Source organism: Streptomyces sp. NBC_00442, assembly GCF_036014195.1.
Taxonomy (GTDB): Bacteria; Actinomycetota; Actinomycetes; order Streptomycetales; family Streptomycetaceae; genus Streptomyces.
This window is the reverse complement of record NZ_CP107918.1, coordinates 3767106-3786110: the sequence shown is the minus strand read 5'-3', so window position 1 is coordinate 3786110 and position 19005 is coordinate 3767106. Positions and strand designations below refer to the sequence as shown.

17 protein-coding genes are annotated in these 19005 nt (G+C 69.4%); 7 read left to right on the top strand and 10 right to left on the bottom strand.

What is annotated here, in order from left to right; all coding sequences use genetic code 11:
- Window positions 1-237: 237 nt before the first annotated feature.
- Window positions 238-1125, bottom strand: a complete 888-nt coding sequence (locus OG432_RS17055) for a rhomboid family intramembrane serine protease (RefSeq protein WP_328311796.1) — start codon at window positions 1123-1125, stop codon at window positions 238-240.
- Window positions 1126-1210: 85 nt separating this feature from the next.
- The gene (locus OG432_RS17050) at window positions 1211-1744 is read right to left on the bottom strand and encodes a peptidylprolyl isomerase (protein ID WP_328311794.1); all 534 of its coding nucleotides are present in this window, start codon (window positions 1742-1744) and stop codon (window positions 1211-1213) included.
- A gap of 317 nt (window positions 1745-2061) precedes the next feature.
- Here OG432_RS17050 and OG432_RS17045 point away from each other — a divergent pair, with 317 nt between their 5' ends.
- Complete coding sequence (locus tag OG432_RS17045) at window positions 2062-2772, top strand: DUF5324 family protein (RefSeq protein ID WP_328311793.1); 711 nt, start codon at window positions 2062-2064, stop codon at window positions 2770-2772.
- Between the two features lie 166 nt (window positions 2773-2938).
- On the opposite strand, the gene OG432_RS17040 is transcribed toward OG432_RS17045, so the two are convergent.
- Window positions 2939-4195: an ATP-grasp domain-containing protein gene (locus OG432_RS17040; protein ID WP_328311792.1), complete on the bottom strand. Its 1257-nt coding sequence runs from the start codon at window positions 4193-4195 to the stop codon at window positions 2939-2941.
- 199 nt (window positions 4196-4394) lie between these two features.
- Here OG432_RS17040 and OG432_RS17035 point away from each other — a divergent pair, with 199 nt between their 5' ends.
- Genes OG432_RS17035 through OG432_RS17025 form a run of 3 tightly spaced genes read left to right on the top strand, consistent with a single transcriptional unit; the run spans window position 4395 to window position 7222 of the window.
- Window positions 4395-5150 carry a thioesterase II family protein gene (locus OG432_RS17035; RefSeq protein ID WP_328311791.1) on the top strand — a complete coding sequence of 252 codons (756 nt, stop codon included), beginning with the start codon at window positions 4395-4397 and terminating at the stop codon, window positions 5148-5150.
- The gene (locus OG432_RS17030; RefSeq protein WP_328311790.1) at window positions 5147-5950 is read left to right on the top strand and encodes a 4'-phosphopantetheinyl transferase family protein; all 804 of its coding nucleotides are present in this window, start codon (window positions 5147-5149) and stop codon (window positions 5948-5950) included. The genes OG432_RS17035 and OG432_RS17030 overlap by 4 nt, the downstream gene beginning before the upstream one ends.
- Window positions 5951-5980: 30 nt before the next feature.
- Window positions 5981-7222: an ATP-grasp domain-containing protein gene (locus OG432_RS17025; protein ID WP_328311789.1), complete on the top strand. Its 1242-nt coding sequence runs from the start codon at window positions 5981-5983 to the stop codon at window positions 7220-7222.
- Window positions 7223-7306: 84 nt separating this feature from the next.
- Here OG432_RS17025 and OG432_RS17020 read toward each other — a convergent pair whose 3' ends face one another.
- Together OG432_RS17020 and OG432_RS17015 are read right to left on the bottom strand one after the other, a co-directional pair.
- Window positions 7307-8266: an RsmB/NOP family class I SAM-dependent RNA methyltransferase gene (locus OG432_RS17020; RefSeq protein ID WP_328311788.1), complete on the bottom strand. Its 960-nt coding sequence runs from the start codon at window positions 8264-8266 to the stop codon at window positions 7307-7309.
- 200 nt (window positions 8267-8466) lie between these two features.
- On the bottom strand, window positions 8467-9579 hold the full coding sequence (locus OG432_RS17015; protein ID WP_328311787.1) for an ATP-grasp domain-containing protein: 1113 nt from the start codon (window positions 9577-9579) through the stop codon (window positions 8467-8469).
- Window positions 9580-10029: 450 nt separating this feature from the next.
- On the opposite strand from OG432_RS17015, the gene OG432_RS17010 reads away from it, so the two are divergent.
- The 3 genes from OG432_RS17010 to OG432_RS17000 are packed head-to-tail and all read left to right on the top strand — an operon-like array spanning window position 10030 to window position 12702.
- The gene (locus OG432_RS17010; RefSeq protein WP_328311786.1) at window positions 10030-10980 is read left to right on the top strand and encodes an ABC transporter ATP-binding protein; all 951 of its coding nucleotides are present in this window, start codon (window positions 10030-10032) and stop codon (window positions 10978-10980) included.
- Window positions 10980-11813 carry an ABC transporter permease gene (locus tag OG432_RS17005; protein ID WP_328311785.1) on the top strand — a complete coding sequence of 278 codons (834 nt, stop codon included), beginning with the start codon at window positions 10980-10982 and terminating at the stop codon, window positions 11811-11813. Before OG432_RS17010 ends, OG432_RS17005 begins: the two co-directional genes overlap by 1 nt.
- 1 nt (window position 11814) lies before the next feature.
- Complete coding sequence (locus OG432_RS17000) at window positions 11815-12702, top strand: ABC transporter permease (protein WP_328311784.1); 888 nt, start codon at window positions 11815-11817, stop codon at window positions 12700-12702.
- Between the two features lie 75 nt (window positions 12703-12777).
- On the opposite strand, the gene OG432_RS16995 is transcribed toward OG432_RS17000, so the two are convergent.
- From OG432_RS16995 to OG432_RS16975, 5 genes are all read right to left on the bottom strand, one after another.
- Complete coding sequence (locus OG432_RS16995; RefSeq protein WP_328311783.1) at window positions 12778-13968, bottom strand: hypothetical protein; 1191 nt, start codon at window positions 13966-13968, stop codon at window positions 12778-12780.
- Between the two features lie 36 nt (window positions 13969-14004).
- A complete protein-coding gene (locus OG432_RS16990) occupies window positions 14005-15732 on the bottom strand; it encodes a carbamoyltransferase family protein (protein WP_328311782.1) in 1728 nt (575 codons plus the stop codon).
- Between the two features lie 21 nt (window positions 15733-15753).
- Window positions 15754-16890, bottom strand: coding sequence for a glycine amidinotransferase (locus OG432_RS16985; protein ID WP_328311781.1), 1137 nt, complete (start codon window positions 16888-16890; stop codon window positions 15754-15756).
- Window positions 16891-16954: 64 nt separating this feature from the next.
- Window positions 16955-17980 (bottom strand): isopenicillin N synthase family dioxygenase, encoded by a 1026-nt coding sequence (locus OG432_RS16980; protein ID WP_328311780.1) that lies wholly within the window; start codon window positions 17978-17980, stop codon window positions 16955-16957.
- Entirely contained in the window at window positions 17977-18999 is a 1023-nt protein-coding gene (locus OG432_RS16975; RefSeq protein WP_328311779.1) for a 2-oxoglutarate and iron-dependent oxygenase domain-containing protein, read from the bottom strand. The genes OG432_RS16980 and OG432_RS16975 overlap by 4 nt, the downstream gene beginning before the upstream one ends.
- Between the last annotated feature and the right edge of the window lie 6 nt (window positions 19000-19005).

The window sequence follows — 19005 nt, the reverse complement described above, 5'->3', positions numbered from 1 at the left end:
TGTTGACGCCGGTGTGACTGGTTCCACCGGCCGCCCCACCCCTTGTGCCCCTTGCCCCACCTGGAACTCCCAGGTCAGGAGCGAGGGGCACGGGCGTTCCCCACCCAGTGCACAAGTTCGGGCACCCACTGTGGACAACTCTGGGGAAAGCTCGTACCCGCTGTGGTCGGGCGGGCCCGGTCGAGCTCGGATGGGATGTCCGGTGCCGTACGGATCAGGTCAGCCGCCGACCGCACATCAGGTCAGCTGGGCGGTGCGGATCAGGACCAGCGCGAGCGAGACCGCGAGGACCGCGGCGCAGCTGCCCCACTGCGCCGGCCCACGCCGCTCCGCCGGCGCGTGCATCATGCCGATGCCGACCAGGACGCCCGCCACCAGACCGCCCACGTGCGCCTGCCAGGCGATGCCCGACCACGAGAACGTGAAGATCAGGTTGACCACGAGCAGCCCGATCACCGGACGCATGTCGTACTTCATCCGCCGCATCAGCACCGCCATGGCACCGAACAGGCCGAAGATCGCGCCGGACGCACCGAGCGAGGGCTGGTTCTGCGCGGCCAGCAGATACGTCAGCGCGCCGCCGGCCAAGCCGGACACGAAGTACAGCGCGAGATAGCGGGCCCGGCCGAGCGCCGCCTCCAGGGGCCCGCCCAGCCACCACAGACTGAGCATGTTGAAGCCGATGTGGATGTAGCTGCCGTGCAGGAACATCGAGGTGACCAGGCGGTACCACTGGCCCTCGGCCACGCCCTGCACGCCGTCGAAGCCCTGGACCGGCCACGACGCCAGCAGGTAGAGCGCATCGGTGAACCGGTCGCCGACGACCTGCTGCACCAGGAACACGGCGAGGTTGATCCCGATGAGGACCTTGGTGATCAGCTGCGGATCGCCGGTCGCGAGGACCCCGCCCGCCACGGTCCGCGGCCGGTTCGCGGCCGGCGCGTGGCCGGTGCCGGAACCCGAGCGCACACACTCGGGGCACTGGAAGCCGACGGACGCGCTGACCATGCACTGCGGGCAGATCGGCCGTTCGCAGCGCGCGCAGCTGATGCCGGTGCGCACCTCGGGATGGCGGTAGCAGCCGGGCAGGCTCGACTGCCGCGCCTCGTCCTCTTCCTGGTTCATCGGGCTCCCTCGTTCTCGTGCAGCAGCTCCGCCCCGCTCGTCATACGGACGAGCGGGGCGGAAAGGTTCCCTGCGGAGCCGAAGTTCAGCCTTCGCGGGTCTCCACGACGACCGACTCGATGATCACGTCGTTGACCGGGCGGTCGGTGCGCGAGTTGGTCTCGGTGGCGATGATGGCGTCCACGACCTTCTTGCCGGCGTCGCTGGAGACCTCGCCGAAGATGGTGTGCTTGCCGGTCAGCCACGCGGTGGGCGACACGGTGATGAAGAACTGCGAGCCGTTGGTGGCCGGGCCGGCGTTGGCCATGGCCAGCAGGTACGGCTTGGTGAAGCCGAGGTCGGGGTGGAACTCGTCGGCGAACTCGTAGCCCGGACCGCCGGTGCCGTTGCCCAGGGGGTCGCCGCCCTGGATCATGAAGCCCTCGATGACGCGGTGGAAGACGGTGCCGTCGTAGAGCGGGCGGTTGGTCTTCTGGCCGGTCGCGGGGTCGATCCACTCGCGCTCGCCCTTGGCGAGCTCCACGAAGTTCTTGACCGTCTTGGGTGCGTGGTTCGGCAGGAGCCGAATCTCGATGTCGCCCTGGTTGGTCTTCAGGGTGGCGTAAAGCTGCTCGGCCACGATCTGCCTTCCTCTAAAGCGCTGCAAGGGTCTGCACTGACGATGCACGATCCTCGCACGGACCGTGCCGACGGGTGGAAAACCGCCCGGTTACCCACGGATACCCGCTGAACGGTGCCGTACTGCCCCGAACCGTGGCATTGTCGTCGGCGAGCTCCCCCTCAGTACCGCGTCCCGCCCCCCGTCCCGAAATTGCTCGAAAGACACGGCCCCCACCCGGATGCCTTGGAGCACATGCCGGGTACTCGCAGGACAGGCATGATTTCGAGATGGGTGGAAAGGCGACATACCGAACCGCCACCAAGGAGGAGGATCACGTGACCCGCATGGAGAGCGTGCGCGCCGCAACCGGATCGGCGAAGGAGAGCGTGCTGCACGCCGCGGAAGTGGTGGCGCCCTACGCCGACTCGGCCAAGCAGCAGGCCGCACAGTATGCCCAGCACTACGCCCAGGAAGCGCGCGTACGCGTCGCACCGAAGGTGACCAAGGCGGCGGCCCAGGCCCGCAGCCAGGCCCGGCACCAGTACGACGCCCATGTGGCGCCGCGTGTCCCGCCGAGGGTGGACGAGGTGGCCCACCAGGCGGCGAAGCACTCGCGCCGGGCCGCCCGGCAGGCCGCGGACTACGCGGCCCCCCGCGTCGAGCAGGCCGTGGCGGCCGCTCAGCCCCTGCGCGAGGAGGCCATGGCCCGCTCCGCGGCGGCGCTCGCGGCACTGCGCGGCCAGGTGACGACGAAGGAGATCGAGAAGCTGGCGCGCAAGCACCGGCGCCGGGCCAAGGCGGCCCGCGCGGGCAAGGGCTTCCTGATCCTCGGCATCGTCGCGGGCGGCGCGTTCGCCGCGTGGCGGTGGTGGGACAAGCAGGCCAACCCGGACTGGCTGGTCGAGCCCCCGGAGCCGACCGAGGTCGCCGACGACCGCCCGCCGCTCACCGCCGTGGACGGCAGCGCCGACGCCCTCGACCCCGAAGTCCAGGCCAAGCAGGCCGAGGCCGAGGCGGAGGAACAGGAGCGCGACGAGAAGCACTGATCCGGACGCGCCGAACGGGCGCCCGGTGGCCGGAACAGGCCGCCGGGCGCCCGTCGACGTACCGCCACCGGCCCGGACCCCGCAGCGGCCCGACCGTGAAGGGGCAAAACCGCGCAGGCCCCGGCCACCACGAGCCCCGGCGGGCCCGGACCGTCAAGGCCCCGGCTCAGGCCGGCGTCCCGCAGGACTCCGCGGCGACGCGGAAGTCCCGGGCCGTGTCACGGACCGCGCGTTCCACCGCCGCGCTCGTCGCGCCGGTGAACCTGAAGCGCCCGCCGACGTGTTCGTAGTAGGCGTCCGCCGCGGGCAGGATCTCGCCCGGGGCGAGGAGCGACTCGGCGTACGGCCCCGGATCCCGTCCCGTCATCGACGTGACCTCGACGATGCGGCAGGGCCGCTCCGTCGGCGCCGGGATCAGGAGCCACCCGCCGACCTCCCTGGCGCGCAGCCGCCCCTCGGCGGGCTGCTCGCCCAGCTGGAGCGCGAAGGCCGGCCCCATCAGGTCGTAGTCGTGCACGTCCCGCCAGATGAAGGGGATCTCCGCGCCGCCGACCCGCGCTCCGACTTCGAGGAAGGAGCAGCGGATCGCGCCGTCGGCGCCGCGCCCGACGAACACCTCCAGGTGGAAGACGGTCGAGGTGTCGGTGAGCGCCCCGAGGAAGCCTTCCGACGCCGCGCCGATCGCGGCCAGAACGGCGGGATCGTCCTCCTCGACGGAACCCAGGTAGGTGCCGTCCCTGAAGCCCAGGCACGTGTTGACGTAGCGGGAGGCCCGCCAGGCCTCCAGACGGCCTTCCCTGAACAGTCCGTCGACGTGGTAGATCGGGTCGCTCTCGCGCACCTGGACCATGAGGGGGGCACCCTCGTGCCAGTCCACACCGGCCAGCTCGGCGGCGTCGTCCAGGACCCGGACGCCCGCGCTGGAACTGCCCTGCGTGGGCTTCAGGACGACGGGCCACCCGTGGCGTGCGGCGAAGGCCTCCACGTCCGGGGGCCCGGACACGGGGGCGAACGCGGGGATGGCGAGCCCGGCCGCCTCGACCCGCTCGCACATCTCCAACTTGTCGCGGAACGGGACCAGTTCGTGGGGCGCGGTGCCCGGAAGGCCCAGCTCGGTGCGGAGCTGCGCCGCTATCAGCAGGTCGTCCTCCTTCAGCGCGACCACCGCCGTGGGCGTCCCGTGCTCCTTGGACAGGCCGGACACGGCGTCACGCACCGCGGGCATGTCGTCGGTGGCGTCCACGAGCGCGACACCGGCGGCGCGGCCGGGCACCCCCGCGGTTCCCACCTCGGTCGTCACGTAGGTCACGGCGTGTTCGTCGTGATCCAGATACGTCTCGTAGTGGGCGTACCGGTCCCGCCAGCGATGGATCACGACGACGTGGGGACGCGCGCCCCCGTCCGTCTTCCCTGAAGCCGACATGGGCGGTGTACCTCCTGGGAAGTCAGGACCGTTGGCATCGATCAAGCTATCCGCAGGACCGGGCGGTGACAATGATCAAAAGGATCAACTGGTGTGACGGGCACGGCATCCGGCACGGCATCCCTTGAACTCGTGAACGCGTGGCTGGCAGAGTGGGCGGCCGGCGGGGCGGACGCTCCGGCGCAGGGAGGGAGCTCTGTTGAGCGGGACCAGGGCGAATACCGCACCCCGGGTACGGCTGTTCGGCTTTCATCACGCCGGGGGCTCCAGCACACTGTTCAACACCTGGCAGGACCGGCTCCCCGAAGGCTGGGACGGCCGATGGCTGGACGCACCGGGGCACGGCAACCTGATGGGCCGCCCCCTGATCGACGACCTCGACCTGCTCACCCGGCACTTCCTGGACCGGATCGAACCCGAACTGGACGAGCCGTACGCCTTCTTCGGCCACAGCATGGGCGGCATCGTCGCGTTCGAACTGGCACACCGGCTCGTCGCCGAGGCACGCACCCCGCCCGTGTGGCTGGGGCTCTCCGCCTGTCGCGCGCCGAGCGCCACGCCCCTTGCCGTGCGGCGGCACACGCTGGACGAGGACGGGTTCCGCCACCATGTGCGCGCCCTGGGCGGCACCCCGGACGTGCTCCTGGACGACCCGGGCCTGTGGGGGATCTTCGGGCCGCTGATCCGGGCGGACCTTCGCTTGGTGGAGACCTGGCGGCCCGACCCGGAGCGGCCGCCGCTGCCGCTGCCGCTCTCGGTCTTCGGCGGCCGCGAGGACCGGCACGCCCCGGCGGACCAACTCGCCCAGTGGTCGGGGCAGTCGGAGAAGTTCCTCGGCACGCGGCTGCTCGACGGCGCGCACTTCTACTTCAGCGACGACCCGGACCCGCTCATCGGTCACATCGCCCAGGACGTCAGGACGGCTCTGGGCGCCCTCACCGACCCCGCGCAGTGACGCACCCGGCGACCGGGGGGAACGGCGGCGGCGCCTCCTGCGAGGTGTGGTGGGCCCGGACCGCGTACTGCCGTCCCGGGCTCGCCGCCCTGCTGACGCGGAGCGAGACCGTACGGCGGGATCTGTACGCCAGGGCCGATGACCGGGACCGCTTCACGGTGTCCGCCGCCCTGGTGCGCCTGGCCGCCGCCCGCCAACTCGGCCTCGGTGCGCGGGACATCGGCGTCGTGCGGGACTGCCCGGACTGCCCCCTGCCGCACGGCCGCCCCCGGATCGAGGGGGCGCGGCTGGACGTCTCGGTGTCGTACGCCGGCTCCGTCGTCGTGGTCGCCGTGAGCCATGGGGCGCGGGTCGGCGTCGACGTGGAGACCGTGGGCCTCCTCACGTCGCGCCATGCCGCCGTGCTGCAACGCGCCCTGGGCGCGGATGAGTTGAGTACGCTGGAAAAGACGCCGGAGGATGCGCGCGCTACGTGGCTGCTGCGGCGCTGGACGTACAAGGAAGCGGTCGTCAAAGCGACCGGTGACGGGCTGCGCGTGCCGCTCCCGGGAATTCAGCTGTGTGAGACATCGGCAATGACACGGCTGGCCTCCTATCCCGGACGGCCCGAACTGCTCGACGGCCGCACCGTGCTGATGCCGGTGGACGCGCCCCCCGGATTTACGGATCCGGAAAGTATGGCTTCCGCGGCGTTCTTGATGGATCGTGGCATGAGCATCCATCGAGTGCGGTCTCGGGACGCCTGGGAACTCTTCGACTCCGAACGCTCTTCTGAACTGGTCGACCGCGTTCAGGGATGACACGGCAGAGAGATAAAAGGGGAACACGCAATGGCACAGCGAGAGAAGCCGCGGCTGACAATTGTCGGAAGCGGGGGCCAGCCATATCGGGAGTACTCCTTCCAGTCCCTCGCCGAGGACTATGAGTTGACGGCCGTTCTCCCGGCGGAACCCACCTGGCAGGCGCCGTATCTCGCCGACCACCGGGTCGTCGACTGCACCGATCCCAAGGCGATCGCCGCGGCAGTGACCGAGCTGAACGTGGCCGGGGGCCGTGGCGGAGTCTTCACCTGGGACGAGCTCGTCCTGGAGGCGACCGCCCGCGCCGCCGAGGAACTGGGGCTGCCGCACACCTCGGTCGCCGCGGTGACGCGCTGCCGCGACAAGTACGCGACCAGGTCGCTCATGAAGGAGGCCGGGTTGCCCTCGCCCGGCTACCGGCTGACGTTCTCGGCCGACGAGGCCGCCCGCGCCGCGGCGGAGTTCGGTTGTCCGGTGGTGGTGAAGCCCCGCTCCCTGGCCGGCAGCATCGGCGTGGTGAAGGCCGAGGACGAGAGCGGGGTGCGCGCGGCGTTCGAGCTGGCCGCGGGGGCCGCGTACGGGACGCTGCCGGCCGGCGAGGGCATCCTGGTGGAGGAGTTCCTCGAAGGACCCGAGATCAGCGTGGACAGCGTGGTCTTCGAGGGGAACGTGCGGTGGGTGCACGTCGCCGAGAAGCGTGTGGGGTTCGCGCCGTACTTCGAAGAAGTGGGGCACCTGGTCACCGCCGCGGCCGGGGCGCTGGATCCCGAGGTCGCCACGCTGATCGAGAGCGCGCACCGCGTCCTGGCCGTGGACTTCGGCGTCACCCACGCCGAGGTCAGGCTGACGCCCGACGGGCCCCGGCTGATCGAGCTGAACGCGCGGCTCGGCGGTGACCTGATCCCCCTGATCAGCCGCATGGCCACCGGCGTCGACCTGGTGAAGGCGGCCGCCGAGATCGCCCTCGGGCGCCGTCCCGAACTGGGCACCGGCGACCGGGAGCCGGGGGGCACGGCGGAGATCCGCTTCGTCTACCCGCCGCACGACTGCACGGTTCGCGAGGTCGACCTCAGCAACGTCGACGGTCTGCCCGGCGTCGCGCACACCACCGTGCTCGCCCCGCCGGGAACGCGGTTGCTCCTGCCGCCGAAGAACCCGATCCCCCGGCTCGCCGCCCTGGTCGCGGTCGCCGCGGACGAGGCCGCCACCACGCGCATCCTCGATCTCGCCGAGGAGAAGGTCGTCGCGGACCTCGCCCCGCTGGCCGTCTGAGCCCCGGGCTCCCGCATCCCCGGCCCCAGGCATCCCCGGCCCCGCGTTCCGGGCCGGGAGCCGGCTGGGGCGCGGGGCGGCCGGTTACGCCGCGCCGGCCCCGGCCTTGGCGATCTTGGCCACGAAGAAGCCCTCGAAGACCTCGGTGGGCGCCACGCGGACCGCGTCCGTGAGCCGCGCGTCGAACTTGGTGCCCCGCCACGACGTGACGCCGGGCTGGAACGACGGCTCGGAGAAGCCGAGCGGCTCCACCGTGAGGTCCGCGTGCCGCTGGAGGATCTTGCTGACCGGGAACTCGTTCTCCTCGGGGCTGAGCGTGCAGGTGGAATACACCATGACGCCACCGGGCCGCAGCAGACGATAGGCCGCACTCAGCATCTTCGTCTGGAGGAACTTGTACTTCTCGATGCGCTCCTCGGACCAGTACCGCAGCGTCACGGGGCGCCGCAGATCGACCCGTCCCTCGCCCGAGCACTGGACGTCCAGGAGGATCCGGTCGAACGATTCGGCGGGGATCGACTTGTCCAGGTACTGCGCGGGGTGCGTGGTCAGCTCGGCGTATTTCACGCCGTACACATCGGCGAGTTCGCCCAGCTTGCGGGCGCGGGGAGCGGCCGCGTCATTCAGCCACAGAGTGCAGTCGTTGTTCACCCGGGCGGCGACATGGAATGCCTTTCCGCCGGGGGCGGACGCGACATCGAGAATGCTGTCGCCGGGACGGGCGGAAAGGGCAACGGGCGGAATGAGACTGGACGCGTTCTGCAAATAGACGCGCCCTTCGTGGGCCATCGGCAGAATGTCGTCGAATCCGTCGTTCTCGGGCCACAGGAAGGTGTGCTCGCACCAGTCGACCGGAAAGGCTTTCGGGGCCTTTTCCCGCACTATGCGCAGCGTGTCCTGATATGTTTCCTCGTCGAGAAGGCGATTGACCCGGATAGCGGTCGGCCTCGCACCCTTGAACAGGTTCTTCACCTGGGCGGGGCGAATCCGGAAGACCTCCGCCATGCGCTTCTCGAACTGCTGGACCGTCCGCGCGTTGGACACGGCTGGAGCTCCTGTCGTCGGCCCGCGGGTCGGGGGCATCGTGACTGGCCGCGCGGGATGAGTCTCTCATTTTGACATCAACCCGCCGGGACCGTCCAATGTCCCGCCCCGGGCCACCGCCCGCCCCGGCACGCGCCCGGCACGCCGCCGGCCCCCGGGGCGATGCCTCGGAGGCCGGCGGGGCCGGGCGCGGCCGCCCGCTACTCCTCGAACCTCAGCTGGACCCGTTTCCGCGTCTCCTCGTGCAGATAGTCGATCCGCTCGACGTCCGTGCAGTGGTAAAACGCGTCATAGGTGTACATCCACCCCTCGCGGGTGGCCTTCGACTCGTTCCGGGCCGGCACGCGCTGGCCCGCCTCCAGATAGTTCTGCTCGAAGTCGAATTCCGGCTGGGCGTGGACCCAGTCCAGGCCGTCGAATTCCTTGAAGATGCCCGATTCCATCGCATTGACGAATACGCCGAGGAGGAAGCCCTCCTTGGTCCGCACGTACTTCCGCGGCAGGGCCTCGCCCAGCTGGAGCTTGCGGCCCATGTCGCGCACGTCGATGTCGAGCCAGGCGATGAGGGTCTTGGCGACACTGCCGCCGCCGATCCGGGGGTTGACCTCGATGATGGAGGCCTTCTCGCCGTCCCACTTGAACTCGATGTGGACGAACGTGTCGTCCACGCCGAGCTTGCGCAGCGCGTCCTGGAGGATGTCGCAGATGCGCGCCTCCTCCTCCGCCGAGACGAAGGGGGTCGGGCAGACGTTGGCCGTCTCCAGCCGGAACCCGCCCTCCTGGGCCCAGAGCAGCTTCTCCTGGATCAGCAGCGGCACGAGGTCGCCGTCCTGCATGAACGCCTCGAAGGACAGCTCGCGGCCGGACCCGATGAACGATTCGAGCAGGACCTCGTGGCGCGGGTCCCACACCCGGGTGCCGTCGTCGAACGCGCCGTGCGGGTGGCCGGCCGCCAGACCCTCGAAGGTCTCGGCGAGTTCGTCGTAGGCGCGCTCCGGGTCGGTGACGATCTCCACGAAGGCGCTCGCCGTGCCCCAGATCGGCTTGATCACGAAGGGGGTGCCCAGCCGCTCGACCGCCGCGGCCACGTTCTCCCGGCTGAGGTCCGAGGCCGCGAAGACCTCGGTGTGCAGCGGCAGCGTGTCGGCCAGCACCTCCCGCAGACGGGGCTTGATGCGGCAGTTGAGCTGTCCCTCGAAGCCCGGGAAGTCGATGCCGAGGCGTCGCGAGGCGCCCAGCTGGACCGGCCAGATCTTGTCATTGATGAGTGAGAACCGGTCGATTCTGCCGCGGTAGGGGCTCAGCGCCTCCACGACGGCATCCTCTGAGAAGACATCGGGGCAAATGATGACCTGGTCTGCACATTCCTCATACACCGATGCGAACTCGGCGGCGGCGAGGAAGAGAACAGGGACGCCATGCTCCCGCAGACTTCGGGCGCGATTGCGCAACTCCGGCCAAAGTTCCATTCCCGGAATGGAAACCTCGACGAAATAGCCAGTCTGCGAAGGGGAGTTGAGACCATCTGCTACATTCACGATCGCCACGCTAACACCGGTCAGCAGACGCGACAAGACGTACCGGGTGAACGTTGGCGGGCGTTCTGATCGCGGACCGCCGGAGCGCCACGAGTAACTGCGCTTGAGCCCGCGCCCCGCCCCGGCTGCACCCCGCCTCGTACCGCACATCAGGAGCCTTGCAGGCGCTCAACCGCCCCTAGTAGATTGGCTGTTCCAGATCATGCGACTAGAGAGTGGTGGTTTGTGGCCAGGGAAAACGCTGGCGCCGACGATGCCACTGCAATTCGAGCCACCGGCCTGAAGAAGCAGTTCGGCTCATTCGAAGCGGTCCGCGGCATCGATCTGTCCGTGCCACGTGGCGAAGCTTTCGGTTTCCTCGGCCCCAACGGGGCGGGTAAATCCTCGACCATGCGGATGATCTCGTGCATCTCGCCGCGCACCGGCGGAGATCTGCGGGTGCTCGGCATGGATCCTGACGTACAGGGGCCCGAAATCCGGGCCCGGATCGGGATCGTTCCTCAAGTCGACAACCTCGACCGGGAACTGACGGTCCGCCAGAATCTTCAGGTCTACGCCCGCTACTTCGGCCTCTCCCGGGCGCACGCGCGCGACAAGGCCGTGGAGCTGATGGAGTTCGCCCAGCTCTCGGACCGCGCCGACGACGAGGTGGAACCCCTCTCCGGAGGCATGAAGCGCCGCCTCACCATCGCCCGCGGCCTGGTCAACGACCCCGAGGTGGTGCTGCTCGACGAGCCGACCACCGGGCTCGATCCGCAGGCCAGGCACCTGCTGTGGGACCGGCTCTTCCGGCTCAAGCAGAGCGGGGTCACCCTCATCCTCACCACGCACTACATGGACGAGGCCGAGCAGCTGTGCGACCGGCTCGTGGTGATGGACGGCGGGAAGATCGTCGCCGAGGGCTCGCCCTCCGGTCTCATCGAGCGGTACTCCACCCGCGAGGTCCTGGAGCTGCGCTTCCGTCCCGGCACGCAGACCGAGCACGTGGAGAAGGTCAAGGACCTGGCCGACCGCATCGAAGTGCTGCCCGACCGGCTGCTCCTGTACACGTCGAACGGCGAGGCGGCCGTGGTCCGCGCGGCCGAGCGGGGCGTCGAGCCGCTGTCCACCCTGATCCGGCGCTCCACCCTGGAAGACGTCTTCCTGCGCCTGACCGGCAGGACGCTGGTCGACTGATGGCCACCGACATCCAGCACGCGCGGTCCCGGTCGACGGGAAGCGTCGTCGGCCCCTGGCGGGCCATGGGTCTGCGCATCGAGGGCCAGTGGGCCTGGTACCGCCGCTACTGGCGCGCGAACCTGTACTCATCGGGCCTTCAGCCCGTGCTCTTCCTGGGCGCCATGGGCCTCGGCTTCGGCTCGCAGGTCAAGGACGGATCGATCGGCTCGATCGGCCCGGGGGTGTCCTACCTCCAGTACATCGCCCCGGCGCTGCTGGTCAGCGGCATCATCTCCACGGCGGTGAACGAGTCGGGCCATCCGATCCTCTCCGGCTTCAAGTGGAAACAGGACTACCACGCGGTCAGCGCGAGTCCGATCACCCCTCAGCAGCTGTTCGGCGCCCAACTCCTGTGGATCGTCATCCGGTTGGCGCTGTCGGCGGTGATCTACGGGATCGCCGCTGCGCTCCTCGGAGCGTGGAAGGGGCCCGGGGTGCTGCTCGCCCTGCCCGTCGCGGTGTTCGTCGGGGCGGCCTGCGCGGCGCCGGTCATGGCCTTCGCCGCCACGACCCGCGGCGAGGGGCACGCCTTCGTCGCGCTGAACCGCTTCGCCGTCCTGCCGATGACCCTGTTCGCCGGCACGTTCTTCCCGGTCGACCGGCTGCCCGCGGTCATCCAGCCACTGGTCTGGATCTCCCCGATCTGGCACGGCAACGAGCTGGCCCGCGGCGTCGCGCTCGGCGGCATGTCCGCGCTGCCCGCCCTCGGGCACGCGCTCTTCCTGTTCGCCCTGCTGGCCGGCGGTGTCCTCATCGGCCGGCGGCAGTTCCACCGCAGGCTGGTGATCTGACATGGACAGTCCCCCGAGCACCGTGACCACGGACGCCTCTCCGGAGATGGCCGCCGTCCGGGAGTCGCTGGCCAGTCGCCGGGTCGGCGGTGGCGGCCCGCTGCTGCGGATCTTCCCCTCCAGCCGCTACTCCGGGCTCGCCCGGCACCTGGTCATGCGCAGCGCGCTCGTCTACTCCCGCGCCTGGCTCGTCCTGCTGTCGGGCGTCTTCGAACCGCTCTTCTACCTGCTGGCCTTCCAGGTCGGATTCGGATCGCTGGTCGGCGACGTGGCGGGTCCCGGCGGCCGCACCATCAGTTACGTGGCGTTCGTCGCCCCGGCCCTGCTGGTGGCCTCCGCGATGAACGGCGCGGTCTACGAGACGCTGAGCATCTTCTACAAGCTGCGCTTCGACCGCCTCTACGACGCGATGCTGTCGACGCCGATGGGCACCCTGGACGTCGCGATCGGCGAGATCAGCTGGGCGGTGCTGCGCAGCGGCATGTACGCGGCGGCGTTCCTCGCGGTGATGGCGGCCCTCGGGCTCGCCACCTCCCCCTGGTCGCTGCTTCTGATCCCGGTGGCGCTGCTCGTCGCGACGGTCTTCGCCGCGCTCGGCATGGTGTGCGCGACGCTCCTGCGGTCGTCCTCGCAGTTCGACTACATCCACGTCGCCGTGATGCCGATGTTCCTGTTCTCCACCACGTTCTACCCGATGTCGGTGTATCCGCCGGCGATGCGGTACCTGGTGGAGGTCTCGCCCCTGTACCACGGCATCGAACTGGCCCGGGGACTCTCCATGGGCGTTCTGGACCCGACGATGTTCGGGCACGTCGCCTATCTGGTGGCCCTCGCGGCACTCGGCCTCTACGGTGCTTCGCGGCGGATCGGGAAGCTGCTGCTCAGCTGACCGGGCACGGCCCGCACAAGGAAAGGGGCGACCGGGACTTCACGTCCCGGCCGCCCCTTTCTCGTGGAGCCGAATTCAGCTGGTCACGTTCAGCTCGTACCACTTGACCGGCGGCTGGTCGGGCCGCATCGGAAGCAGGAAGCGGTCGATTTCGATGTCGGCCAGCGTGTAGGCCTGGAATCCGTCCCGGAATCGGAACCGTATCGCTTCCGAGCGCTGGTGGTAGTCGTTCTTCGTGAGCTGCCTCAGAACGGCTGCCTCCGGCTGCAGCATGAAGAGGAAATGACCCTCGACACCATTCATGTAGCGAGAATGGTCGTGCGGATAGCACGGCGCGAAGACACTGATGAAGCATTCCTCGCTCTCCAGGACGAGGAACCATTTCGGGTCGGTCGCGACGGCCGGATCGAGACCGGCAGGCGCGGCGTCCGTCATCGTGCGGTGCAGGAAATCGACGAAGTTACGGAAGAGCTGCTGAAGGTCCTCGAACGAGTCGCCGAATATGCGCGTCGGGAAGGCGTACACATAGCCGTCGACCACGTCGCGGTCCAGAATTCTGATGAACTGCCGCACGCTCGGCAGCGAGCGCCGCATGTTGTCCTCGAACGAGAGGCTCTCGTCGTAGGACGGGGAACCCCACAGGGTGGACTTCAGGGCGAACGGGCAGACCGTTTCCGTCTGGATGGGACGGATGAGTCCGACCGACTCCGCCTGCGAGGGGTCGAACTCGGCGCTCGCCACCGGGACGGCCGGCTTGCGCAGCGCGTCGAAGTGCCGCAGCAGCTGCCCGCTGAGGTCGTCCGCCGAGTCGAACCCGGTGAAGGCCGCCCGCAGGAGGTGGGGAATCGAGTGGCGCAGCGCGACCACGTCCGGGTCGCTGCCCTGCCGGGCGTCGGACCGGTAGAAGGCCATGGTGGCGCGGACCGGAGCGAACGCCTCGGCTACCCGCACCGCGGTCTCGGCCGGCGCCACCGGCTGCTCGGGCCACAACGACGCCTCGGTCAGGTCGGCCGGGACCGAGGCGTCGTTGAAGGCCTGTTGCAGGGAGACGCCGTACGCGTTGGCGAGCGCGGTGCTCGCCACGATGATCTCGACCAGGTGCTTCTTCGCTTCGGCCGGTCCGAAGCCCCCGGTTGCGACCAGTTGTTCAAGGACGGCCACCTCGGCGGCCGCGTGGCCGTCCGCCGAGGCCGGCGCCCAGTACGTTCCGATGTCCTGGACCATGCGCCGAACGACGTCCTGGATCCGCGTGACGTGCAGTTTCACTGCTTCTCTCCCTGCTCTTCCACCGGGTGCGGCGCGTCAGCCCCGTGGCTCCGCGGCCGCCTTGCGCACCAGGTACGGGCCGATCACCAGATAGTCGATTTCGGTCTTCATGAAGGTGTTCACCGCATCCGCCGGGGAGCAGATGATCGGCTCCTGGTCGTTGAATGAGGTGTTGAGCACCATGGGCACGCCCGTCAGCGCCGCGAACTCGCTGATGATGCCGTGGAACCGCGGGTTCACATCGGCCCGCACGGCCTGGATGCGGCAGGTGTTGTCCACGTGCAGCACGGCGCCCATGCGGTCGTACTTGTCGGGCTTCGCCGGGTAGGCCATCAGCATGTAGTCGGCCGCGGTGGTCTCCTTGGCCACCTCGAACCACTCCGGCACCGCCTCGCTGAGCACGCTCGGCGCCAGCGGGCGGAAATACTCCCGGTGCTTGACCTTGTGGTTGAGCACGTCGCGCATCTCCCGCCGGCGGGGGTCGCCGATGATGCTGCGGTTGCCGAGCGCCCGGGGGCCGAGCTCCATCGCGCCCTGGAACAGACCGATGACGTGCCCCTCGCTGAGCAGCTTCGCGACGTCCTTCTCGAAGTCGGCGGCCCGCTCGAACACCAGGCCCTCCCTGCTGGAGAGCTCGGCCTCGATCTGCTCGTCGGAGTACGCGGGGCCCCAGTAGGCGTGCCGCATCTCGGGGGCGCGGCCGCCGCCGAGGACGTCGTTCCACACGTGGAGCGCGGCGCCGACCGACAGGCCGCCGTCGTGCGCGGCGGGCTGCACGTACAGCTCGTCGAAGGGGCCCTGCTCGAAGGCGACCTGGTTGGTGACGCAGTTGAGGGCGACACCGCCCGCGAGGCACAGCCTGCTGGAGCCGGTCAGCTCGTGCAGGTGCCGCGCCATGTGCAGGACCAGCTGGTTGGTCTTCTCCTGGAGTGCGGCCGCGATGTCGTGGTGCACGTCCTGGAGCGGCTCGTCGGGGCGGCGCGGGGCCACGCCGAGGACGGACTCCAGACCCGAGGTGTCGGCCGACGGGGGGTAGTACAGGATGTCGCTGAACTTCAGGAGCTCGTGCCGCATGTCGAAGCCACCGTCGTCGGTGGTCCACGCGAGCTTGTCGAACCCTTCGGCGAAGCGCTGCGGGTCGCCGTAGGCCGCCAGGCCCATCACCTTCGCCGCGTCGTACACGCCGAAGCCGAGGAAGACCGAGGCCAGCTCCCACAGGTACCCGATGGACGCCGGGTAGCGGACGCTCTGGACGCAGTCCAGCTTGTCGCCCTTGCCGTGGTAGAAGCGCGTCGAGAAGGCGTCGTCGCCCAGCGCGTCCACGACCAGGACCGCCGCGTCCTGGAAGGAGGAGGCGAAGTACGTGGAGGCGCCGTGGGCGGTGTGGTGGGCCACCCAGTGGAAGTCCCCGGTGAAGCCGAGTTCGACGAACTTCTTCGGGATGTTGGGCAAGTTGCCGAGGAACTCGGACTGCTTGGCCGGGCTGTCCCAGGGCGAGGGCAGCCCGGAGTCCAGGACGTCCCTGATCTCGTCCGGGTCGGCCGCGCAGGTGATGTGGTCGACGTCGGCGGGGCGGATGCCGGCGGTATCGAGGCAGAACTCGATGGCGTTCATGGGCAGTTCGTCGGGGTTGTCGGCACGGGCTTCCTTGCCGTGCTTGACCCGGTTGAACCGCTCTTCCTCCGCCGCTGCGACCACCACTCCGTCCTTGAGCAGACAGGCCGACGACTCGTGGTAGACCGAGTTGATCCCAAGGATGTACATAGGGGCTCCCAAGAGGGGGTGTCAGACCAGCGGCTGGTAGGTGAGGTTCGGGAAGTAGTCCTCCCGGGTGCCTTCGCGGCGTACGTCCCACGTGGCGCAGTGCAGGGACCCGCCGTACTCGAAGACGTTGCGGAACGGGGTCGGGAAGACCTCGAATCCGAGGTTGGTCAGCATGTCCTGGAGGGGCTTCTCCTCGGCCTCGCAGATCACCTTGGTCGGGGAGATGCTGAGGACGTTCATGGACAGCCACTTGGACGACTGGCAGTACTTCGGCATGTCCTCGTTGCCGAGGACGGGCTGCGGGACCTCGACCAGTTCCCAGTCGTTGTCGAGGAACATCTTCTCCTCGCCCTCGCGCAGGGGACGGTCCGGATTGGTGAGGATGAGGCCCGGACGCACCGGCACGAAGGTGCAGTCGATGTGCGAGGGGAAGAAGTCCAGCGGGAAGTGCACCGGGTGGACGCGGAAGCCGCGGGGCTCCAGGTGGCGCTTGAGCCAGTGGATGCCGGCCCGGTTGGTGGTCATGGACTCCTGGACCAGGATGTCGCGGCCGAGCCGGCTCATGTCCGCGGCGTCGAAGATCACTTCGTCCTGGTTGATGCAGAACTCGTGGGAGTGCATCTGGGCGTGCCGCTTCTCCAGCGGCCAGTCCCAGAACTCCTCGCGGTACATGCCGTCGGCCATCGACGGCTTGGGCGCGGTCGTCCACTGGACGCGGGCGTCGGCGTTCCAGTACTCGTACACCAGCTTGCGGTAGGGCTGGTACTCGAAGTACCGGGCCCGGCGCGACATGGTGGCCTCGATGATCTCGTTGCCCATGGTGATCATGACGTCGCGGGGGCAGACCGCGCAGTACTGGTTCTCGACCTCGAAGTCCGGGGTGCGGATCGGGGCCGAGAAGTCGTGCGTCTCGGGGCGGCGGACGGTGACGCCCTGGGACTCCAGCAGGTTGGCGAGCTGCTGGAGTTCCTCGTTGGCGAGGTCGATGGCCTTCTTGGACTTCGGGCCGGTCGGGAAGGGGGTGTCGGGGGCGTTCCTGATCGAGGGGCGGCTGCCCGGCTCGGTCGGCTCGAAGTTGGCGTTGTCGGCGGAGCCGACCACCATCTCCTGCAGGGGGTCCCACTCGTTCCACGAATTGACGATCGACGATGTCTGCATTCGTACGGGTGCCTATCTGTGTGGGTGTGACAGGGGCTTTGCGGACAGGTGCCGGCGGTCGGCGTCAGTCATAGGCCTTCGCGAACAGGTCCACCACGTACGGGCCGAACGCGCAGGCCTCGTAGCGGGGCGGGTTGTCGGCGTCGCAGCACACGTCCAGTGGCTCGATCACGGCGTCGTAGCGCGGTTCGAAGAAGAAGGGGATGGAGTAGCGGTCGACGGCACCGGGCAGCTGTACGCGGTGCCAGGTCGCGCGGTAGTGGTCGTTGGTCCAACGCTGCATCATCTGGCCGATGTTGACCAGGAACGTGCCGGGAATGTGCGGGGCGGGGATCCAGGCGCCCTCGGCGTTGCGCACCTCGAGGCCGCCGACCGCGTCCTGCTGGAGCACCGCGAGGAACCCGTAGTCGACGTGGGCGCCGAAGCCGTGGTCGACGTCCTCCATGGGGAGGTCCTCGGGGGCGGCCCTGCCGACCGTCTCGTTGTACGGCGGGTAGTGCACCATCCGCAGATCGCTCAGCTCCACGCCGTGGTACGGGGCGAAGTGGTGCTCGTCCAGGCCCAGGCTGAGGGCCATTCCGGCGGCGATCCGGGCGCTCAGGCCGTACAGCTGGTCCCAGGCGCGCATCACCGTCTCCCGGAACGCGGGCAGCGCCGGGGGCCACTGGCCCGGGTCGTCCAGCGGGTGGGTGTCACCGCTGCGGGCCGCGGCGGCAGCGGCGATGGTGTGGGCGTGGCGCCCCGACTCGGGCTGAAGGTCGAGGCACTCGTGCCAGTCGGTCTTGCCGCCGGTGACCTCGCCGCCGAGCGGCACGAACCCGCGGAACTGCTCGGTGATGCCGAGCCGGATCTTCAGCTTCTCCTCCAGCGGGAGGGCGAAGAAGTCCCGTGACGCCTGGAACAGTTCGGCGCTCTCCCGCGGGGTGACGCCGTGGTCCTTGATGTAGAAGAACCCGACGTCGCGACAGGCCTGCCCGATCTGTTCCACGGTCTCGCGCAGGGCCTCGGGGTCCGGGTCCGGGGTCACCAGCGGCGCGATGCCGATGACGGGGACCTCCTTGAAGGCATCCCCGGTGGTGTGGTCGTTCACTGGACCTGTCCCTTCTGTGTTTCGGCTTCCGCGGTGTCCCGCCCCGGGAAGATCACGTTCATCCGGTCCCACTCCAGCTGCCCTATGGGGGTGGCCGGGGGAAGTTCACTGCCGCCGGCCAGCCAGGGGTTCGCGCCGGGCACCGACAGTGGGCCGCTCAGGCGCGCACTGGTCGCACGGTCCATCGGGACCAGCTCGCGCTGGAGGTCCGGCAGGAAGAAGGACGCGTACGAGAGGCGCTCGCCGCTGAGGGCCGCGTTGCGGACCCGGTGCGCGCACGCCCGGTAGTAGCCGTGGGTCCAGATCTCCATCAGTTCACCGGGAAAGACGGTGAACACGTCGGCGGGCGGCTCGACGCGGAGCCACTCACCGTTGGCCGCCTGGGCTTCGAGGCCCGCCGCGTTCTGCAGCCCGATGGTGAGCAGACCGCTGTCGGTGTGCCGCTCCAGACGGGCCTCGCCGGCGCCGAAGCCCTTCGGGTCGCGGTAGTAGATCAGCCGCGAGAAGGAGCAGAGCTCCCCGCCGGTGACGCCCTTCTCCGGGTCGGCCTCCTGGTCCAGCGTCAGTTGCAGGCAGGCGAGGGCGGCCAGCGCGATCCGGTCCATGGCCGCCGAGTAGGCGTCCACGACCGCCCGGAAGCCGGGCAGCGTCGCCTCGCCGGGCCACTGGTTGTCTCCGTACAGGCCGTACCAGTGGAGCCGTTCGCCCTCGGGCGCCGGTGTCTCCTTGCCGAACTCGAAGGACTCCTTCAGGTCCGGCACGCCGTTGGTGTACTCCGTGCCCTGGCCGACGTAGCCGCGGTAGTTCGGCGACTTGTCTATGTCCAGCGCCTTCTTGCGCTCCTCGGGCAGCGCGAAGAAGGACCGGGTCTGCCCGTACAGATCCGAGAAGAACCCGGCACCGAGCTCCGTACGCGCGTCCACGTGAACCAGGGTGTTGTCCCGCAGGGAAGCGTGCAGCAGTTCCAAGGACTCGGGGCGCCGTGCCTCAAGGTCGGCGAGCTTGATGACCGGGATCATGTTTCC

What these genes read in the sequence shown, in the direction of transcription:
- OG432_RS17055 (WP_328311796.1), bottom strand. Translation starts at nt 1,125, where the DNA reads ATGAACCAGGAAGAGGACGAGGCGCGGCAGTCGAGCCTGCCCGGCTGC.
- OG432_RS17040 (WP_328311792.1), bottom strand. Translation starts at nt 4,195, where the DNA reads ATGTCGGCTTCAGGGAAGACGGACGGGGGCGCGCGTCCCCACGTCGTC.
- OG432_RS17025 (WP_328311789.1), top strand. Translation starts at nt 5,981, where the DNA reads ATGGCACAGCGAGAGAAGCCGCGGCTGACAATTGTCGGAAGCGGGGGC.
- OG432_RS17005 (WP_328311785.1), top strand. Translation starts at nt 10,980, where the DNA reads ATGGCCACCGACATCCAGCACGCGCGGTCCCGGTCGACGGGAAGCGTC.
- OG432_RS17000 (WP_328311784.1), top strand. Translation starts at nt 11,815, where the DNA reads ATGGACAGTCCCCCGAGCACCGTGACCACGGACGCCTCTCCGGAGATG.
- OG432_RS16990 (WP_328311782.1), bottom strand. Translation starts at nt 15,732, where the DNA reads ATGTACATCCTTGGGATCAACTCGGTCTACCACGAGTCGTCGGCCTGT.
- OG432_RS16985 (WP_328311781.1), bottom strand. Translation starts at nt 16,890, where the DNA reads ATGCAGACATCGTCGATCGTCAATTCGTGGAACGAGTGGGACCCCCTG.
- OG432_RS16975 (WP_328311779.1), bottom strand. Translation starts at nt 18,999, where the DNA reads ATGATCCCGGTCATCAAGCTCGCCGACCTTGAGGCACGGCGCCCCGAG.